This is a genomic window from Labilithrix luteola (assembly GCF_001263205.1).
In the GTDB taxonomy this organism is placed as follows: Bacteria; Myxococcota_A; Polyangia; order Polyangiales; family Polyangiaceae; genus Labilithrix; species Labilithrix luteola.
This window is the reverse complement of the sequence record NZ_CP012333.1, coordinates 9862466-9881221: the sequence shown is the minus strand read 5'-3', so window position 1 is coordinate 9881221 and position 18756 is coordinate 9862466. Positions and strand designations below refer to the sequence as shown.

11 protein-coding genes are annotated in these 18756 nt (G+C 68.5%); 7 read left to right on the top strand and 4 right to left on the bottom strand.

The features are described from left to right. Positions 1-65: 65 nt before the first annotated feature. Positions 66-539, top strand: coding sequence for a hypothetical protein (locus tag AKJ09_RS42705; RefSeq protein ID WP_146653596.1), 474 nt, complete (start codon positions 66-68; stop codon positions 537-539). A gap of 12 nt (positions 540-551) precedes the next feature. Further along, complete coding sequence (locus AKJ09_RS42700; RefSeq protein ID WP_146653595.1) at positions 552-2063, top strand: hypothetical protein; 1512 nt, start codon at positions 552-554, stop codon at positions 2061-2063. 12 nt (positions 2064-2075) lie between these two features. On the opposite strand, the gene AKJ09_RS42695 is transcribed toward AKJ09_RS42700, so the two are convergent. Both AKJ09_RS42695 and AKJ09_RS42690 read right to left on the bottom strand, forming a co-directional pair. Next, positions 2076-3020, bottom strand: a complete 945-nt coding sequence (locus AKJ09_RS42695; RefSeq protein WP_169928321.1) for a CE1 family esterase — start codon at positions 3018-3020, stop codon at positions 2076-2078. A 781-nt stretch (positions 3021-3801) separates the two neighbouring features. Further along, positions 3802-6135, bottom strand: coding sequence for an outer membrane protein assembly factor BamB family protein (locus tag AKJ09_RS42690; protein WP_146653593.1), 2334 nt, complete (start codon positions 6133-6135; stop codon positions 3802-3804). Between the two features lie 177 nt (positions 6136-6312). Between AKJ09_RS42690 and AKJ09_RS42685 the strand changes: the two genes are divergently transcribed. Beyond that, positions 6313-7683, top strand: a complete 1371-nt coding sequence (locus AKJ09_RS42685; RefSeq protein WP_146653592.1) for a hypothetical protein — start codon at positions 6313-6315, stop codon at positions 7681-7683. Positions 7684-7696: 13 nt separating this feature from the next. Here AKJ09_RS42685 and AKJ09_RS42680 read toward each other — a convergent pair whose 3' ends face one another. Both AKJ09_RS42680 and AKJ09_RS42675 read right to left on the bottom strand, forming a co-directional pair. Next, positions 7697-8200 carry a PilZ domain-containing protein gene (locus AKJ09_RS42680; protein ID WP_146653591.1) on the bottom strand — a complete coding sequence of 168 codons (504 nt, stop codon included), beginning with the start codon at positions 8198-8200 and terminating at the stop codon, positions 7697-7699. 987 nt (positions 8201-9187) lie between these two features. Next, positions 9188-10399, bottom strand: a complete 1212-nt coding sequence (locus AKJ09_RS42675; protein ID WP_146653590.1) for a hypothetical protein — start codon at positions 10397-10399, stop codon at positions 9188-9190. A 189-nt stretch (positions 10400-10588) separates the two neighbouring features. Here AKJ09_RS42675 and AKJ09_RS55800 point away from each other — a divergent pair, with 189 nt between their 5' ends. The 4 genes from AKJ09_RS55800 (at position 10589) to AKJ09_RS42655 (ending at position 18669) form a co-directional block, all read left to right on the top strand. Next, positions 10589-11779 (top strand): RNA polymerase sigma factor, encoded by a 1191-nt coding sequence (locus tag AKJ09_RS55800; RefSeq protein ID WP_146653589.1) that lies wholly within the window; start codon positions 10589-10591, stop codon positions 11777-11779. A gap of 70 nt (positions 11780-11849) precedes the next feature. Continuing rightward, the gene (locus AKJ09_RS42665; RefSeq protein ID WP_146653588.1) at positions 11850-13328 is read left to right on the top strand and encodes a C2 domain-containing protein; all 1479 of its coding nucleotides are present in this window, start codon (positions 11850-11852) and stop codon (positions 13326-13328) included. An 81-nt stretch (positions 13329-13409) separates the two neighbouring features. Beyond that, positions 13410-14906, top strand: coding sequence for an FG-GAP repeat domain-containing protein (locus tag AKJ09_RS42660; protein WP_169928320.1), 1497 nt, complete (start codon positions 13410-13412; stop codon positions 14904-14906). 139 nt (positions 14907-15045) lie between these two features. Then, complete coding sequence (locus tag AKJ09_RS42655; protein ID WP_205633950.1) at positions 15046-18669, top strand: proprotein convertase P-domain-containing protein; 3624 nt, start codon at positions 15046-15048, stop codon at positions 18667-18669. Positions 18670-18756: the final 87 nt, after the last annotated feature.

Genomic DNA, 18756 nt, shown 5'->3' with positions numbered 1-18756 from the left:
TGCCCAAGAAATCGGCTTCCGGGGGCGCCAAGATCACTCCGAAAGGCCGTGCGCCGACGGAGCAAATGGCGCGCCTCATGCTCGTCGTGCGAGCGCTGGGGCTCCTTTTCGGTGGCTTCGTGGCGTTCGTCGGGGCGATGTCCGTCGGGGGCCTGTTGACCGACAACGTCTGGGTGCGTCTCGTCGTGGCCGTCGTCCTCGTCATCGGCGTGCCGGCGTTCCTGGCTGACCGGGTGCTGAAGCGCTTCGCCGGGGGCATGTCCCTCGTGGTCGACGTCTTTGCGATCGTGCTCCTCGGCATGGCGCTCATGTTCGTCTCGGCCGACTCGATGCTGAAGGGCATGCTCACGCGCGAGGGCGACCGTTTCGCGCGCTCCGGCTCGCGGTCGATGGCGCGAGCCACGTACTTCATCGCGGGCGTCGCGCCCGTGTTCCCCGAGGAAAAAGATGGTGGTGCACCCGACGCCGCCGCCTCGGCTTCGGCTTCTGGGTCGGCTTCGGGCGCCTCGTCGGCCCCCAACGCGGCGCCTTCGAAATGATGGGAATCTGAGATGCGCGGGTATCTGACCTTCTTCGTCATCGCGGTCATGTCGCTGGGACTCGTGTTCCTGCTCGTGACGCGTTCGCGCAGCCCGCACGATGCTCCCGCGGAGATCGTTCCGCCGCCGGTTGCGTCGGCCGCCGACGCCGGAGCCGATGCCAAAGACGCGAGCGCGCCCGAGGCCGGAGTCGCCGCCAAAGACGCGAGCGCGCCCGACGCGGCGCCTGCTCCGAAGTCCGTGCTCCGCCCGCTTCGCATCGCCTCGCTCGGCTGGGAGCTCGTGGCCGCCGGTGCGGCGATGGCTACGCCGGATGCTGGTGCCGCGCCGACGTTCGAGCTCGCCCCCGAGACCTCGCTCGATGCGATCGAGGCGCGTCTCGCGCGTGGTGGCGCGGATCCCACAGGGGCCGACGTTGCCATCGTCCCGCTGCCGTCGTTCATCGTCTCGTACGAACGCCTGCGTGCGCTCGATCCGCGCGCGTTCATGGTGGTGGGGTTCTCCCGCGGTCGCGAGGAGATGCACGCTGCGCCGGGAGCGCTCCTCAAGGCGCCGCCTGCGGCCGACGAAGTGAAGCTCGTCGCGCTCGGTCCCTCGATGACCGACCCAGGGGCTCGCGCGATGGGCAGCGATTCGGCGACGGCGCTCGGCCTCTTCGCCCTCGATACGCTCGGTGTCGCGTCCGCACGCGTGCGCTTCATCATGCCGGGATCGCCCGAGGCGAAGGCGGCGTCGTATGCGGCCGTCGTCAAAGGCGCTGCCGACGATCGCAAGCTCGTGTTCTCGACGGCCGACGCCTCACGCTTCGTTCCTATCGTCGCCGTCGCGCCCAGGTCGCTCATCGACAGCGACGAGGGCCGACTGCGTGAGCTCGCGCGCGCCTGGTTCGAGGGCCTCGATCGCGCTGGAAAAGACGCCTCGGGCGTCGCTCGACGCCTAGCCAACAAGGACGGCCTCCCGCTCGCGGCGGGGGTAGGCGGCGCGCCGGAAGCGATCGCGCTCCTCGAGCGTCTCGGGCAGATCGAGCCGGCAAAGCTCTCCGATCAGCAGCTGTGGATCGGTCCGTCGGCGCGTCCGAGCGCATCGCTCTCGAAGCTCACGCAGCACACCTGGCAGCTTCTTCGCGGCGGCGGTCTCACCGCAGCGGCGGCGCCGGAAGGGCTTCCCATCGATCCGCGCGTCGTCCTCGCCATCGCCCCTGCGCCGCCCAAGGTCGAAGCCCCCGCGGCCGACGCCACCGCGGGCGCCACGTTCGCTCCCGCGCCGGCCAAGGCGACGCCGATTCTCGCGTACCGCGCCGATTCTTCGGCCGATGCTGACAGCGTGGCCGCCGAAATCGGCTTCCTCGCGAACGTCTTCGAGCGAGCAGCCTTCCGCGTCAGCGCGAAGGGCGGCGACAAGGCTGCGAAGGCCATCGCGGCTGCAGCACGTGACAAGGAAGGCGTCGCTGCGACGCGCCTATCGACCACGGCCACCGAGCCGACGGGGGCCTTCGCGTCGGTCGAGATCCTCGTTCTGCCCTAGAGCCTTCGCACTCTACTTCAGAGCTTCGAAGAAGCTCCACGTCACCCGGCCGCCGTCTTTCCAGACAGCGTGGCCGAGGTTTGGGACCTTGCAGTATCCGACCGGCTGAAAGCAGCCATTCACCGTAACGCACGGCTGCGTGAGGGCAGGCGAGGTGCCTTCGCCGCAGCGATTCGCGTAGGTCCAGTGGTCGATGCTCTTCTGGCCTTCGCCGGGGGCGACCGTGCCATCGGAGCTGCCGTGCACGACGAGCGCGGCGACGGCCTTGCCGGTGCAGACGAGATGGCCCGTCGAATCGAAGGTGCCCTTCATCTCGTAGGGCCCGCCGCCCGCGTGGCTGACGATACCGCGAATCCGCTCGCCCCGCCGGCAGCCGAGCTGATTAGCCATGTACGCGCCGTTGCTGAAGCCGGTGACGAACGTGCGCTTGGGATCGACGCAGAGCGAGTTGTGCGTAGCGAGCAGAATCGCGTCGAAGAGCGCGACGTCGGTATTCGATTCGGCCGGATCGTTCAAATCCCACGAGCCGCGGATGGCGTCGGGATAGATGAACACGGCACGCCCATCGGCCGCACGTTCGAGCTCGCCGAACTGGCCGCGTGCTCCCGCGCCCGTGCCTCCGCTGCCGTGAAGCGCAAAGACGACCGGGTAGGGCGTGTTCGCCGAGTAGCCGTTCGGGACGACGAGCGTGTACGAGCGCTCTCTGCCGGCCGCCTTGACGTGCAACGTCGAAGCGCCGCTCTTGGCGGGCTTTCCGCAGCCGGGAGGCGCTGGCACCACGGCCGATGACGGCGCACCCAGGGGCGACGCCTGCGCGCTCGCGACGCCCACGGTGGGATCGGGGATCGGTGCCGACGGCGGGGCGGTGCCCTCGCTACGGCAGGACGTGCCGAAGGTCGCACCGAAGACGACGAGGACGCTCGTCATCCACCGCGCCGCTCGAGCCAACGTCCACATGGCGAGGACTCTCGCCGAGGATGCCCATTCTTGCAACCCGCGCCGTTCTCGAGCTTCGACGACGTCTGGCGCGGTGATCAGACGCCCGTTGAGTTTGCCTCTACGTGACCGCTGAAAGAAGCGAAGTTTCTGCGTGAACGGCAGCCTGAGGTCGCGGCTCTCCTGTCGGAGCTCGAGGTGGCGATCGCTGAGCACCAGAGGCGTTGGGGGCATCGCTCGAGATTGGGAGCACGGTCTCCAACCGGCCCTCGGTCTCCAACCGGTCCTCGGTTTTCAACCGGTCCCCAGTGGGTCGCTTCGGAGAGTCGCTCTTTCTTGCCGGGGCGCGCTCGGGGGGCGCGTGTTTGGCTCGCGGGCGCCGACGTCGTTACGCGAAGAGATCATCGCTCCGCGGGCGCTCCCACGGGTCGCGCTGCGCGCGACTGCCGCCGGCGATCGGCACACGACCGGCTACCGGCGCCCTGTCGCTCGCCAAACACGCCCCCCGAGCACTCCCCTTCCATCGCGAGCTCCCTTCGCTTTCGGAAGTGGGTGCGCTGTGAGGCTAGCGAGATCCGTTGTTCCGTCGTGCGCCGCGTTCCCAGACATGGTTGCCAGCTCGCTCTTCGCCAGAGTTGCCGAATTCAAGAGCACTCGCCGCGTCGCGTAGGCGAAGTTCGTTGCTACTGGCCGGCGCAGTCGGTGGGGCCGTTGCAACGATTGATGCGATGCGGCAGCACTTCGAAACCGAGCCGTGCTCGAGCGGATCGCGAGGCGGGCGCTCGAGCATGGCGGAGCTGAATCAGCGGACCAGGGAGAGGCGGGGGCCGGCGCCGAAGGCGACCATGTGGCCGCTTTCTTCGGCGGCGTAGACGTCGCAACGTTCGTCGACGCGGAGGAGGTCCGGGATGGCGTCGCACGGGCCCACGGTGCCGAGATGGGCGCCGTCGCTCGGACGGAAGACCTGGACGTCGGTGTGCGGGACGAAGAGCGCGCCGGAGCGGAGGATGGGCTCGAGCTTGCGCGGGACGTCCGAGTCGAGGCTGCGGCCGAGGGAGTGGCGCCAGCGGACGGTTCCGCGGCGGCCGTCGATGCCGAGCACGTCGCCGTTGGGCGTGTTGCCGACGAGGAGGTCGTCGACCGCGAGCCACGAGGTGCCGACGGGCGCGATGGGATCGGTGTGGAAGAGCGGCTTGCCGGTCTCGCGATCGAAGGCCGAGAGGCGGAGACCGCGGCGATCGCGGACGGCCACGGCGACCGACGCCGAGGAGAGGAGGGCAGGGCCCTCGACCGTGCAGGGCGAGGTCGGGAGCGAGCTCGTCCAGCTGATGTTGCCCGAGTAGGGGTCGATGGCGTGCACGCTGGCCGCGCTGCCTGCGCCGCCGGCGACGGCGAAGAGCGCGTCGTGATCGACGGTGGGGGCGCTGCGGAAACGGAGGCGATCGCGAACGCGCCAGACGACGGCGCCGGTCTGGACGTCGACGGCGGTGAGGGCGCTGTCGCCCGAGGCGACGTAGAGCAGCTTGCCGACGCGCTTGAGGCGCAAGGCTCCTGCGCGGCCCCAGGCGTAGCGCCAGCGGGCTTCGCCGCTCGTCAGATCGAGGGCGACGAGGTGCTTTTCGCCCTCGGTCACGATGAGGAGCTTCGGCAGGCCCGCCGTGTTGACCACCGCGCCGGCGCAGGGGCCGGTGATGCGCGGAGCAATCCAGGTGCGGAGCGTGACTTCGCCCGAGCCGAAGTCGTGCAGGGCGATCGCGCCATCGGGGGCGATGCGGGCGACGCCGGCGGGCGTGACCACGCTGACCGCGCGGTTCGTGTTCTGTCGCCAGATGAGCTCGCCGGTCGAGCGATCGAGGCAGAAGGTTTCGAGGGCCGCGCCGATGACGAGGCGATCGCCGCAGAGGAACGTCGAGCGGAGATCGATGCCCGGCACGAGGGCGCGCCAGCGCTGCTGGTAGCGGAGACGCGTGCTCGCCATGTTGCTCTCGGGTCGCGCCTTGGGGCGGGCCTGAGCGGCGAATGCGCGGTACGACTCGGGGGAGGGGTTGATGCGAATGTCGGTGCGGCGCACTTCACGAAGTGCATCACCAAGCGTCCGGAGGTCACGGCGGAAGGCGGCGAGGCGGAGGTTGCCGCCCTGCGAGCGATCACGACGAAGGAGGGCGCGGACGAGCGCGCGACCGAAGGCCAAGGCGGACTCGACGACGTCGAAGAGCGAGAGCTCGGGGAACGTCGAGGTGAGGCGCTCGTGGCTGAGCGTGAGGGAGGCGGGCGGAACGTCGGCGGCGGGGGCGCGGAGGCCCACCATCACGCCGCCGGCCGAAGCGCGAGCGAAAAAGGGCTGGCCACGCTGCCAGGCGTCGACGGCGCGCTTGGCGAGATCGAGGGCGCCTTCGGCGAAGAGGAAGGGATATGCCTCGCCGAGGTCGACCGTACGACCACGGATCTCGGCGCGCATGCGACCGCGAACGAGGAGGGCATGCAAATCGGCGCGCTCGACGCTCGGCTCGAGCGGGTCCGTCTCGGGGCCGGGGCGCATGACGAAGTCGGCCGCGAACGAGATGGGCGCATCGCGATCGATGTCGACGGCGACGGCCTGGGGCTCGGGAACCTCCTCGAAAACAGGCTCCGCATTCGCGCGGGCCGTCTCGAGGATGCGGCGCACCTCTTCGAGCTCGGGCGCAACGAGGCCGCCGACGTCCTTGCGCGAGAGGGTCGACGCGAGCGCATCGATCACGCTTTCGCACATCTCGTCGAACACGACGCGGCGGTCGTAGACGAGCACCGTGGGATCGGCGCCGCCGCGGTAGACGCTCAGCGTCGCGGCATCACCCAGGCGTTCGACGCAGAGCTCCCACGCGTCGTCGTAGAATCGGACGATGCGCTTGCCGCGCGACGTGCGGATGAGGTCGGAGAGCGCCCACGCGAGATCGCGGAGGACGCACGAGGCATGGCGTTCGGCAACGCGTGCGGTGACGTTCGCGCCGTGGATGAACAGGTCGAGGACCTCGTTCACTTTGGCTCGACGTCCCGAGATCGGGGCGGCCGAGATGGGCTGGGTGCCGCGACGTTGCGTCTCCGCGGCAGCGGTTCGGGTGGAGGGCTCGGGTTCGACGAAGATCTCGAAGCTACGCATTGAGATGGGCGTTCGAATCCTAGAAATGACAGGGGGGGATGGCGTACTTTTCGGCACTTACGGTAAGAGAGTGGACAACGTGCGCGGCCACTGGTACCGGCGGCCTTCGAGCTGCTTCGCAGGCGCCCCATCGTGACGAACGCCCTGAAAACACGGCCTCTCGTGAGACTCGTTCTCATGGTTCTTGGCGTTTTGGCGGTGGTCGTGCCTGCGCTCGTGATGCGAAACTTCACCGTCGACGACGCGCTCATCCCGATCCGCTACGCGCGCCACCTCCGGGAGGGGCTCGGCTACCGATTCGACCCCTCCGGACCCTCCACCGACGGGGTCACCCCCTTGCCTTGGGCCTTCCTTCTCGCGCCCCTGAGCGGGGGCACCGCGCTCGACGCACTCGCGCGAGCCAAGTGGCTGGGCGCTCTCGGCGTGGCGCTGGCGGGCGGAGCGCTTGGGCTTGGTGCGGCCGATCTCGCGAAGGGCGATCGAACACGCATCGCCGCGGCCGCGGTGGGCCTCGTCGTCCTCGGCCTGGCCTTCCCGGTCGGCGCCTACGCGGCGAGCGGCATGGAGACCGGTCTCGCGACGGCCCTCGCCACGCTGGCGGCTGTGACGGCATCACGACGTCGTCTCGTCGCTACCTCGTTGCTCGCCGGATTGGCGGCCTCGCTCCGGCCCGAGCTCGTGATGTGGTCGGCGACGCTGGCCCTCGGCGTGGCCGTGCTCGAAGCTCGCTGGAAGTCGGCAGCCATCGCCTTCGGCCTCTCGATTGCTCCGTTCGCCCTGTGCGTCGCTCTTCGGCTGATCTTCTTCGGGCGTCCGGTGCCGCTCTCGGTGCTTGCCAAGCCGAGCGATCTCTCGCATGGCGTGACATACGCGGCGGCCGCGGCCCTCGTGCTCCTCACGCCGCTTCTCGTGATCGCGCCGCTCGCGCTTCGTCGCGGAGCCCCGATTGCGCGCGTTCTCGTGGCGGCCTTCGTGGTGCACCTCGTGGCGGTGTCGCTCGCGGGGGGCGATTGGATGCCGTACGCGCGTCTCGTCGTTCCCGTCGCGCCGTCGCTGGTTCTCGCCTTCGTCGATCTCTCCTCGCTCTCGAAGCCGGCGTGGAACGGAGCGCGTGCGCTGGCTGCGATCGTCCTAGGCGTGCTGGTCGCGACGAACGCCGCGCCGGCGGGCCGTCACGTCGGCCGTGATCGCGCCGAGCTCGTCGAGCGCGCAAAGCCGCTCTTGGCGGACTGCAAGACGATTGCCGCGCTCGACATCGGCTGGGTCTCGGCCGCGAGCGACGCGCGCATCGTCGACCTCGCGGGCCTGACCGACCCCGCGATTGCCGTCCTCCCCGGAGGCCACACCTCGAAGCGCGTCGACACCTCGATGCTCCTCGATCGCGGTGTCGATACCGTGCTGGTCTACTCCGAAACGCGTGCGGTCGAATGGCGTCTCCTTCGCTCCGATCTCTTCGCCTCTCGCTTCGCGCGCGAAGCCGAGATCCCATTCGGTACGCGAGGCGCCTCCTACGCCGTCTATCGCCGCCGCGCGCCGAGCGCGCAGTGACGTCGAGCCGTGCCTACTTCGCGTGGCGGAGCGCGACGGGCGGAAGCTCGGTGACGCCCGAGGGCGTCTGGCCTTCGGCGGCGAGCTTCTTCAGGTTCGCCCGTTTGGTGGCGACGACGCTGCGAACGTAGTCGTCCCACGCGTTGCGGTCGGGGCCGGCGAGACCCCAGAACTGCATCCCGATGCCGGCTTCGCGCTCACCGCTCTCGACGACGTGGACGACCATGGCATGCGCGTCGAACGCATGCTGCGGAAGCGAGATGCGGAGCCGCACGAGCGAGCGGAGCGGCGGTGGACTCGCCGTGCAGACAAAGAGGCCGCGAAAACTGATGTCCGACGTCTCGACGGTGACCGCGGTGCGTCCGCGATGGATGACGACGGGGACCTTCGCGTCGATCCGCGTCTCACGCCTCAAATTTTCCGTCATCGCCCCGCTACTGCTCCCACGAACCATCGGCGCCTTCTCGATCAACGTAGCCGCTTTTCCGAGCGCCGCCATGCGTCGAAAGGGTGACACGCACCCGCGCGTTGCGGTCAGTGCACTTACCGCCCACGTCGTTGTTCGCGTGTTGAAACCGACTGTCGTTAGCGCGCACAGACCTCACCCTCGAACTCACGGGAGAGACAATCGTCAACTCCTCGAGAGCACGAGACCATCGCCGTATTGGCCTGACGACCGCGGGGATGGCGCGCAACGAATGAATCGCTCGGTCGAGATCGTGGAAACCCGAGGTGTGCGCGATGAAACGGGCGTGGCTGCTGGCTCGCCGCGATCGAATGAGAATGTCACCCGGGGATGGCTTGAGGCGCGGCGAGCACCTGAATCCGGGCCTCTTCTGCGCGAACTGCTCCAACGCTGGCTTCGTGATCTGCGTGCCGACCGCATCGAGATACTTGATCGCAGGTCGGCCCACGAGCTCCCCGAGAATGGAGTTCGAGACGGGCGTATTGCGGAGCCCGACGTCCTCGAGGTCCTCCGGGCATGCAGCGAGGACGCGCTTCACCTCGTCATCCGTCGTCTCCGCGACGCGCAGCGCGATACCGCGAAGCGATCTCGGTATCCTCACCCAGGAGGGCAACCTCGGAAATTCGAGCGTGAGTCGTTCGAGCTTGTCGAAGGCTACGTCGTCGGCCGAGCGGGTCTGGTGCTCCGAGCCTAGCGTCAGCTCGCGCAGGTTCGCTGCCGCCTCGGCGAGCCTTGCGATGCCCACGATTCGTAATGGGAGAAACGTGAGCGAGAGAGTGTCGAGGTTGTCGAGCCTCGGCAGCTCGGAGAACGCGAGGTCCTCCACCTCTCCGAAGCGCGCCCAAAAGTGACGCAGCTGCGGGCGCCGAAGCGTTTAGATGAACGTGAAAGCGCATCGCATCGGGCAGCGACTCTTCGACGAACCGACGTGCGAAGTCTCGCGCCGAGACGGCGGCTTCGACGAAGTGCTGCTTGAAGACCGAGCGATCCATGGCGCTAGGGTACGCCGTCGGTGAAGGAGGGGAACTCGCTCGCTCGTTAGTGCACGTGCCACTTGCCCGCGGCGTCTTCCCACTCGACGCGCACGCCTTCGAACGACTTGCCGGTGGCGAGCCAGACGTCGAAGCGGTGAGGGCGCTGCTCGGTCCGTGCGACGCGATCGGCGCCGGTCGTCACGCGCCACGTGCGCGCCTCGGGCTGATCGTGTCGGCGATGCGGGCCGGCCTTCGTGTTCGGACCCTCGGGATCGGCGCCGCCGGCCGCGGGGCCGATGGTGACGACCACCTTGCTGTGATCGTCGGCGCCCGCGTGGCTGGTGGCGATGCTGGCGTCCGCGTCGTCGTCATCGTCTGTCGAGGCGTCTGCCGCGTCCGCCGAGGCGTCGCTCGTCGAAGCGTCGTCGCTGTCGGCGACGCTTGCGTCGGCAGACTCGGCGGCGTCGGTCGAAGCGTCGACGGCCTCGACGGTGGTCGCCGCGTCGGTGCCGGCATCATGGGCGGCGAGGGCAGGGGGAACGACAGGACGCGTGGGCGTCACCGGCCCTTCCTGGAACGTTCGGAACGAGAGCAGGCCGACGAGCCCGGCGACGATGACCAAGAGCAGGCCGAGGGGAAGGCTCCACCAGGTTTGCTTCTTGGCCGGCTTCTTCGGTCCGGGCGGCTCCGACGCGTGTTTTTCCGGCGCTTCGTCGGCTTCCCGTGCGGCGTCCGGATCGCTCTCGCGACGGCGTTCGGCGGGGGCGTCGACCTTCGCCGCGGCCATGGCCATCGCGCTCGGGCTCGCGGCACCGACGTCGCGGAAGATCTTCCGCCAACTTTCGTGCGTGAAGGTGCTCTCGTCGCCGGGCGGGGTCGCGCCCCAATGACGGACGAAGAGCTTCTTCGTGGATGGCGCGTAGAAATAGTTGGCGGTCTCGGCGGTGCCGATGGGCGGCATCGTGAGGGCGCTGCGGAACTCGTCGAGCGGGCCGCTGTCTTGGAGGAGAGCCTTGGCGACGCGATCGAAGACGACCTGGAGATCGGCTGCGGCGAGCTGGACCTCCGAGGGCCATTTTGCCTTCGCCTCGGCGAAGGGCACGAGCCCTTCGAGGTCCCAGCCGGTGACGTCCTCGCCGTCGTGTTCCGCTACGGAGGGCACGAGCAAACGCCCGGCGAACAGGTCGGGAGTGTTCAGCTCGACTGTGAGCTGCCAGATGGGGACGCCGCGGACGAGGTGTGGGCGCCAGCTTTCGTTCGTTTCGCCTTGGGTCACGCGGGGTAAGCGATCCTAACCAAGTCGAACGCCACCGCCGCAGGAATTCCGCTGCTCCGACGTTGTAGGAGAACGGCATTCCCCCACAATCCCGGGCTTTTGCCGTTGAGCGCGACCGGACCCAACGAATCTCGAAGGGTCGTGTCACACTTGGCCGAGCCTGCACGACGTTCCGTCGTGCACGTACCCATGGCGTCCTCCTCGTCATCGTCCTCGCCCTCCTCTTCTTCCTCCGCGGAGCGCGCGGCGGTCGGTCCCGAGCTCCGGGCCGCCCTCGTCGCCATGGTCCGCAAGCGGGTTCCGGAGAGCGACGTCGAAGACATCGTGCAGTCGGCCCTGGCCGAGGCGTTCGAGTCGCCTCACGCGCCGAAGGAGCCTGACGCGCTCCGCCGCTGGATCTTCGGCGTCGCAAAGAACAAGGTGGTCGACTTCCACCGCCGCGCGGGTCGCGAGACGTTCGAGCTGCCCGACGTGCCCGACGCCCCGGCGCCGCACACCGAGGCCGATCTCCTTCGCTGGGCCAAGCGTCATCTGCCCGAGGGCGACGAAGCACGCACCACGCTCGACTGGATGCTGCGCGAGGGCGACGGCGAGAAGCTCGAATCGATCGCCGCCTCGGAGAAGCTCCCTGCGCCGCGCGTTCGCCAGCGTGTGAGCCGCCTGCGTCGTCACCTGAAGACGCACTGGGCGCGTGAAGTCGCGCTGCTGGCTGCGCTCGGCGTGGTCATCACGGCGATCGTGATCTGGGTGGTTCGCCGTCCGAGCGAAGAGCCGATCGCACCGAACATTCATCCCGAGCCCAGTGCCGAGCCGATGAAGATGGCCGGTGAGCTCCGCCGTTCGGCGCTTGCCACGTGCGATTCGGCAACGGACGATGGTGGCTGGAAGGCCTGTCTGGAAGGCCTCGATCGCGCGAAGGCGCTCGATCCCGCGGGCGACAACACCCCGGCGGTGCAGACTGCGCGTCGTTCGGCCGAGGAGCACCTCGCGCCCCGACGCGGGCCGACGAAGGACGACAACATCACGCCGCCGCCGGTCCCGACGTCGAAGTTCGACCCCCTCGACAGCAAGTCCGGCCCGGTCTTCTCGAAGAAGGCCACTCCAGCGCCGTCGGCGATTCCAACGCCAACGGGCATGCCGAAGGCCGCGCCGAAGCCGACGCCGACCGAGCCGCCTCCGATGCCCCAGAAGAAGAGCTCGATCGACTCGATGACGCCGCCCGGCCTCGAGTCCGTCACCGGCAGCGGGTCAGGCGGCGGGAGCGGCGTTGGCGTCGGGTCGAAGGCGAGTTCCGCGAAAATGGCGGGCTCGAAGTCCGTGGCAAAACCGGCACCGAAGAAGGGCGGTTCGAAGGCGGATTACGGCGGCAGCAGTCTCTAGTGCGCATCAGGCCACCTCCGGGGCCGGGCGGCGTCTCGCTCGGTCCTGGGGTGCATGATAGACAAGCGACGTGAGCTTCTTGCGCGTGCCTGGTCTCGCGGGATTGGCTTCTGTCGTATCGGGCGTCTCGCTCGTGTTGGCGATCGTGAGTGCGGGATGTAGCTCCGATCCTCCCGCCTCGACGGGCTCGGGCTTCTGCGCCGCCGCCAAATCGTCGAATCAGACCTGCAAAGAGCCGAGCGATTGCGACGCCACGCTGGCCACGGGCTGCGCGCAGCTGTCGAAGGTCCTCACCAGTTCGCTCACCACGGCAGCCCGCGATTGCCTCGAGTCGGGCGTGTGCGGCGTGGCCTCGTGTCTTCAGCGCGCGCAGAGGAGCGCGAAGACCACCGACGCGCACGCGCAGCTTGCCTCCGACTACTGCCGGACGTGCGCGCCCGACGTCGACGACTGCGAGGCGAAATTCTATGCACGCGGCTCGAAGCTTCCCGGCGCGCTCCTCGTTCCGTACGGCGAAGCCGTGGTGAGCGCGGTCGACTCGGAGTGTACGGGCGAGTCGGGCTGCGCCGCGCAATTCAACAGCTGCGCCACCGACGTCATCGCGCGGGTCCTAGGCGACAACGTCGACGCCGACGTCGCGAGCTGCATCCAGAGCGGCTTCTCGCAAGAAGACGGCGCTCTCACGCCGGCCGGCACCCCCACGGTTGCCACCTGCACGCCGGACAACTGCAAGGGCTGCTGCCGCGACGACAAGTGCGAAGAAGGCACGAAGCCGTCGGCCTGCGGAGTGAACGCCGGCTCGTGCGAAATCTGCTCGAGCACGGCCGAGTGCATCGCCGGCAAGTGCAAGGAGCCGTGCGGCCCGAACAACTGCAAGGGCTGCTGCGCGGGCGACACCTGCCTCGACGGCACGCAAGACAACCAATGCGGCGAACGCGGCGCCGCCTGCTCCTCCTGCGGGGTGAACGAAACCTGCTCGAAGCACCAGTGCATCGACGGCAGCTGCCAGGCCAACTGCACGAACGGCTGCTGCTCGGCCACGGGCTGTCAGCCCGGCAATCGCGCGAACGCTTGTGGCACGGGCGGCGAAGCGTGCGTCGATTGCGGTCCTGGCCGAACCTGCGAATCCGGCGCCTGCACGCTCGACCGCACGTCGCTCTGGGACGTCTACATCTCCTTCGCCGTCGTCCCCGACAAGGACAGGAAGGGCAACTCCTGGGACGCCTTCAACGGCCTCCCCGATCCGTACGTGAAGCTCTACACGAGCGAGGGCGCGAGCATCCACTCCGCCCAAACGTCGACGCTCAACGACACGACGGTCCCCTTTTGGGCCGAAACGCCGCTCAAGGGCATCAAGGCGAGCGAGCTCCTCGCGAACTTCTCCTTCGAAATCTGGGACAGCGACACCACCTTCGACGACTACATCGGTGGCTGCACCATCTCGCTGACGCCCGCCATCTTCGACGGTTCCCTGCAGGACCACACCTGCCCGGCAACGGCCAGCTCGAGCGAAGTGACGCTCTACTTCCGGATCAATCCGCATCCGTGAGCGGGGCTGCGTGCTCGGCGCGCTCGGCTCTCAGCGACATGCATGGGCGAACGCCGCGGCGTGGTAGCGTGGCACGCTTCCATGATCCGTCCTCATGTCTTGGCGACCGTTCTCGTGGCCGCCGGCGTTGCGGCTGCTTTGGTGCTCGTTCGTCGCGGTCATTCCACGGCGCCGGAGGCTTCTCCCGCCGCCTCTCTCGCCGCGTCTGTCGCCGGCGGGCCCGACGCGTCGGCAGGCGCGCAGGTCGAGCTGGGCGAGCTCCCGTCGACGAAGCGCTTCGCCGTCACGGCGTTCGACGAGGGACTGCCGACGTCCGGCCAGTGGCGTAACGGCTTCGACCTGGCCGATCTGAATGGCGACGGCGAGCTCGACATCGTGCACGGCCCTGCGCGCAAGACGCTTCCGTTGCGACCGGTGGTCTTTCTCGGCGACGGCCATGGCCACTGGCGCGCGTGGAAGGAGGCGAGCTTTCCGCCCCTCGGCTACGACTATGGCGACGCGCACGTCGCGGATCTCGATGGCGACGGCGTGCAAGATCTCGCTCTCGCCGTTCACCTGAAGGGCGTGGCCGCGCTTCGTCATGACGGCCACGGTCATTTCACGCCGCTCGGTCGCGGGCTCGATCTCGAGAGCGGGGCCTCCTTCGGATCGCGCACAATCCTCACCACCGATTGGCGGGGTGATGGGCATCGAGCCATCGTCGCCTTGAGCGATGGTCCGCGCCCGCCGTCGCGCTCCGATAGCGGGGCCGTGAATCTCGGTCTGCGTGTGTTGACGTTGGGGGGAGCCGGTGAGCGGACCCGTGCGGGAAGCGGTCCGGACGCGCGCGAGTGGAGGCTCGAGGCGCTCGCGACGACCGCCCTCGATGGGCTTTTCGGGGACTCGCTCGCGGTCGGGGACGTCGACGGTGACGGGAAGAAGGACCTCGCTATCGGCTCGAATCTGCTCGGCGAAAACCGCATTCTGTTTCGCCGCGTGGGGGCCGCGCTCGAGCCGGTACCCGTCGAAGGGCTGCCCGTGCGTGGACTCGTGCGCTCGGTCGCACTCGCGGATTTCGATGGCGACGCGAAAGACGACCTGCTCGTCGCTTACGCGAGCAGCGAGGGTGAGCGATGGTTCGTCGGTATCGACCTATTCATCGGTCGGTCGGGGAAGTTCGAGCGCCGTACGATCGCGCGGGAAGACTCACGAAACGACTTCGCCGCCCTCGCGGTGTGCAAATTCGACGGCTCGGCGGCGGGCAGCGTGGCCAGCCTGGCCAGCGTGGCCGCGGCGCGCGAAGACGGGACGGTGGTGCTCTTCGCGGCCGACGGGCAGGGGTTCGTGACGAGCGATCTCCGCCTGCCGAACGCGGGCCGAGAGGGGTGTCGCGGCTACCGCGTGCGTTGCCAGGACCTCGATCACGATGGGATCGACGAGCTCGTCGCCTCGTTCGCGGGCGAGAGCGACGGGATCCGCGAGAACGACGCTTGCGCCTCCCAAGGGGCGATCAAGGCTTGGAAGGTAGCGGTGGCGTCCGCGCCCACGCGGCCCACGCGGCCCACGCGGCCCACGCGGCCCACGCGGCCCACGCGCTAAGGCGCGCGCGCGAGCGAATCCAAATCTCGCGTAATCGAGATTTGGATTGTGTCGACTCACAGCGAGGTTCTATCGTTGGCGTCTTAATATGGGGACGTCTGCCAGTCGCGCCGCTTCACGAGCTTTGGGGGTACGGACAATGGATGTGGGAAGGGGAACCCTGGCTCTTGCCGTCGCCGGGCTGATCGCTTTCGCGTCACCAGCCGCGTATGCGCAGAGCTATACGTGCATCGATTCGCCGCTCGCGACGAGTTGTGACGCCACGCTGACGGACAACGCGACGGTCACGTCGTCGTTTGCCGTTCTACCGGGAGCGTGCGATCCGCAGGCCACGATCGTCTCGACCGGCGTGCACGTGAAGCTCTCGCATCAGTGGGTCGGTGACGTCAGCCTCACGCTGATTCATCCCGACGGCACCCAGGTGCTGCTGATGATGAGGCCGGGCATCAGCACGACGGACCGCTACGGTTGCACGGGCGAAGACGCAGACATCACGTTCACCGACGGCGCGGCCGCGCAGGCCGCCGAGCAGTGCAACGAGGCGCCTCCTGCCATCAAAGGCACGGGTCTCCCGGTCAATCCCTTGTCGATCTTGAATGGCAAGCCGCGGAATGGAACCTGGAGCCTCCGCGTGGCCGACAACGCGGGATTCGGTATCGGCGCGATCGACAGCTGGTCGCTCGACTTGCCATGTGCGCTTCCGAGCGTGACGGCCTTCGCGAGTCGGCCCACGGCCGTTGCAGGCGGGCAGCCCGGCCAGTTCACCTTCGCGCGTGCGGGCGAGCCCGCCGGTGCGCTCGCCGTGAAGTACGCGATCTCGGGCTCCGCCGCGCCGAGCACGTTTGCTTCGCTGACCGGCACGGTCACCATCCCCGACGGCGCAGCGTCGGCCACGGTCGACGTGGTTCCGACCGGGGAGATCACTCCGTACGACACCACGGTCGTCGCGACGGTCGAACCGAGCGTCGTCTATGCCGTGGGCTCACCGAGCTCCGGCACGGTCACGATCCTCCCGAGCGTGTGCGGCAACGGCACGGTCGAGAGGGGCGAGCAATGTGACAACGGCGATGCGAACGGCTCGGCCGGTGGCAAGTGCGCCAAGGATTGCACGTTCGTGAACGACGTTGGCGTGATTGGCGGCGACGCGGGGGCCGCGTCCAGCGCGCCGGCCGACGACAGCAGCTGCGGATGCAGGGTGCAGGGGCGAACCAGCAACACGGGCGGCCTCGGGCTCGTCTTCGGTGTGCTCGCGTTCGTCGGTCTGGCGCTGCGCCGTCGTCGCTCCGGCAGGAGCACGGGCGGACTCTGGACGAAGCTCCTCGCATTGCCCTTCGGTCTCGGCGCGCTCTTCGCTGCGCGGTCGGCCGAGGCGGCCATCGGCACGCTCGACAACGTTCCGGCGGCCACGCTGCTCTATCCCACTTTCGAGGTGGAGACCGGCGCGGGCACGAACGACACGGTCATCACCGTGCAGAACTCGAATGCCGTCGCGATGCTCACCAACGTGACGATCTGGAGCGAGCTAGGCGTTCCCGTCCAGCACTTCCAGGTCTACCTCACGGGGTACGACGTGCAGTCGTTCAGCCTGCGCGATCTGATCGTGAACGGAAAGATCCCGCGCACGGCGACGGCCGGTCAGGACCCGACGGACACGGTCAGCCCGCATGGCCCGCGGTCGCAGGACATCAACTACGCCTCGTGCACCGGCGTGCTCCCCGCGGCCGATCTCGGCGCGGACGTGATCGCGAGCCTCAAGGCGGCCCTCACCGGAAAGTCCGCGGCGCTGCTCGGCAACCGATGCGCCGGTGTCGATCACGGCGACACGATCGCGCGCGGCTACGTCACGATCGACACGGTGAACAACTGCACGTCGCGTGACCCCTCGGTGCCGGGCTACTTCGGGCCCTCCGGCGACGCGACGAACCAGAACGCGCTGCTCGGCGACTTCTTCATGGTCGACGCCGCGACCAACCACATGCAGGCGCAAACTGCCGTGCACATCGAGGCGAGCAGCTCGGACGTGCGCACATCGACCACGGGGCGCTACACGTTCTATGGGCGATACGTCGGCTGGTCGGCCGCCGACAATCGCGAGCCGCTCGCGGCGACCTGGGAGGTTCCGTTCACGACCAACGAGACCGACGTCGTCGTCTGGCGTGATTCGAAGGTCAACCAGGGTGCGTTCACTTGCGGTTCGCTCCCGAGCCCGCTCACGAACAAGGGGCTCCTCGCGTTCGACATGCAAGAGAGCGCGACGGACCTCGGCGTGCTGCAGCCGTTCAAGACCAGTGTCTCGCGCGTGCGCGTGGGTAGCGATGCGCTGCCCGTCACCTCCAAGAACGGTACGCTCGTCTTCTCGAGCAACATGCCGGCGGCGGCGGGCCCCTCGTACGATCCCACGGCCGCGCAGTCGTTCGCGATGGCGATTCACTATCCGGCCTCGCGCAGCGGCAAGCTCTCGAAGTTCGGTACGAACGTCGCGGCCACGGCGGTCGACAGCGCGATGCGTGTGAATCAGTCGTGGCCGCCGAGCGAGACCTATTACGACTCGAGCACGAACACGGTTAGCTACGCGAAGGTGCCGGCGATGGGTGTTGCCGACGTGTCTCCGGCGGCCACCTTGCTCGCACCGTATTTCGAAGTCGACCCGGTCGACCCGGCTGGCGTGAATACCCAAATTCGGGTGGTCAATGCGTTCGCGACGGCCGTGCTCGTGCGTGCGACGTTGTGGACCGATTACGGCATCCCCACGCATCGCTTCAATCTGTATCTGACGGGATTCGACTCCTCGGTCATCGACTTGCGCTGGATCTTCCAGAAGGGTCTCGTCGACCTCACCGCGAGCGCCGGACAGGATCCGAGCGACAAGACCTCGCCGAGGGGCATGTTCTCGCAGGACATCAACTTCGCGAGCTGCACGGGAGTCCTTCCTCCGCCGCGTCTCTCCGCGGCCGACGTGGCCGATCTCGTGAGCGCGCACACGGGCAAGGCCTCGCCGGTGCGCTTCGGTGGCCAGTGCGTAGGCGCTTCCCACGGCGACGCCATTGCGCGTGGCTACGTCACGCTCGACCTCGTGAACCAGTGCTCGCAGCATGCGCCGAACGACCCTGGGTATTTCGGTGCGGGCGGCACGGGCGTGGCGACCAACCAGAACAACATCCTCGGCACATACACGATCATCGACCGCAACCAGCACCTGTCCGTCGCCGATACGCTCGTGCATATCCAAGCGAGCGCGACCGACTCGCTCACGGCGGCTCCCGGCAACCCGACGTTCTACGGCAAGTTCGTCAACTGGTCGGCCGCCGACAATCGCGAGCCGCTCGGCACCGCCTGGCAATCGCGCTTCATCAGTAGCGTCGGGGCCGGCGGGCTCTTCAACGCCTTCGCCGACGGCAAAACGAGCTTCGTCGTCTGGCGCGAGTCCGCGGCGATCACGCTGCCGTTCACCTGCGGCTCGACCCCGTCGGGATTCCCACTTCCGGTCCGCTCGATACTCGAATTCGACGACGAGGAGCATGTGACGGAGCTCTCTCCGAACCTCGGCTCCTTCCCGCTGGTCGCCCAGCGCGTCTCGATCGCCGACCCGTCGCTCGCCGCAGTGTACACCTCCGGCTTCCTCAGCGCCGATCTCCGCGCCCCCGTGGGCGCCACGGGCGGCCCGCCCACCGATCCGTCCCGCCGCGGCTCCTTCATGTCGGCGACGCACTACGCCAAGGCGGCGGGCTACCAGGTCCTGCTTGGCGGTCTGCAGGTCCAGTAGCTTCGCGCGAACTCCACGCCGACCGGCGGCGGCGCTCGAGCCATCCGGTCCGTCTCTGTCCCGAAGTCGGGCAGCGACGGCGGAGGC

Excerpts from the sequence above, each read along its gene's own strand:
- AKJ09_RS42695 (WP_169928321.1), bottom strand. The coding sequence starts at position 3,020 with ATGTGGACGTTGGCTCGAGCGGCGCGGTGGATGACGAGCGTCCTCGTC.
- AKJ09_RS55800 (WP_146653589.1), top strand. The coding sequence starts at position 10,589 with ATGGCGTCCTCCTCGTCATCGTCCTCGCCCTCCTCTTCTTCCTCCGCG.
- AKJ09_RS42700 (WP_146653595.1), top strand. The coding sequence starts at position 552 with ATGCGCGGGTATCTGACCTTCTTCGTCATCGCGGTCATGTCGCTGGGA.
- AKJ09_RS42655 (WP_205633950.1), top strand. The coding sequence starts at position 15,046 with ATGGATGTGGGAAGGGGAACCCTGGCTCTTGCCGTCGCCGGGCTGATC.
- AKJ09_RS42685 (WP_146653592.1), top strand. The coding sequence starts at position 6,313 with ATGGTTCTTGGCGTTTTGGCGGTGGTCGTGCCTGCGCTCGTGATGCGA.
- AKJ09_RS42705 (WP_146653596.1), top strand. The coding sequence starts at position 66 with ATGGCGCGCCTCATGCTCGTCGTGCGAGCGCTGGGGCTCCTTTTCGGT.
- AKJ09_RS42690 (WP_146653593.1), bottom strand. The coding sequence starts at position 6,135 with ATGCGTAGCTTCGAGATCTTCGTCGAACCCGAGCCCTCCACCCGAACC.
- AKJ09_RS42660 (WP_169928320.1), top strand. The coding sequence starts at position 13,410 with ATGATCCGTCCTCATGTCTTGGCGACCGTTCTCGTGGCCGCCGGCGTT.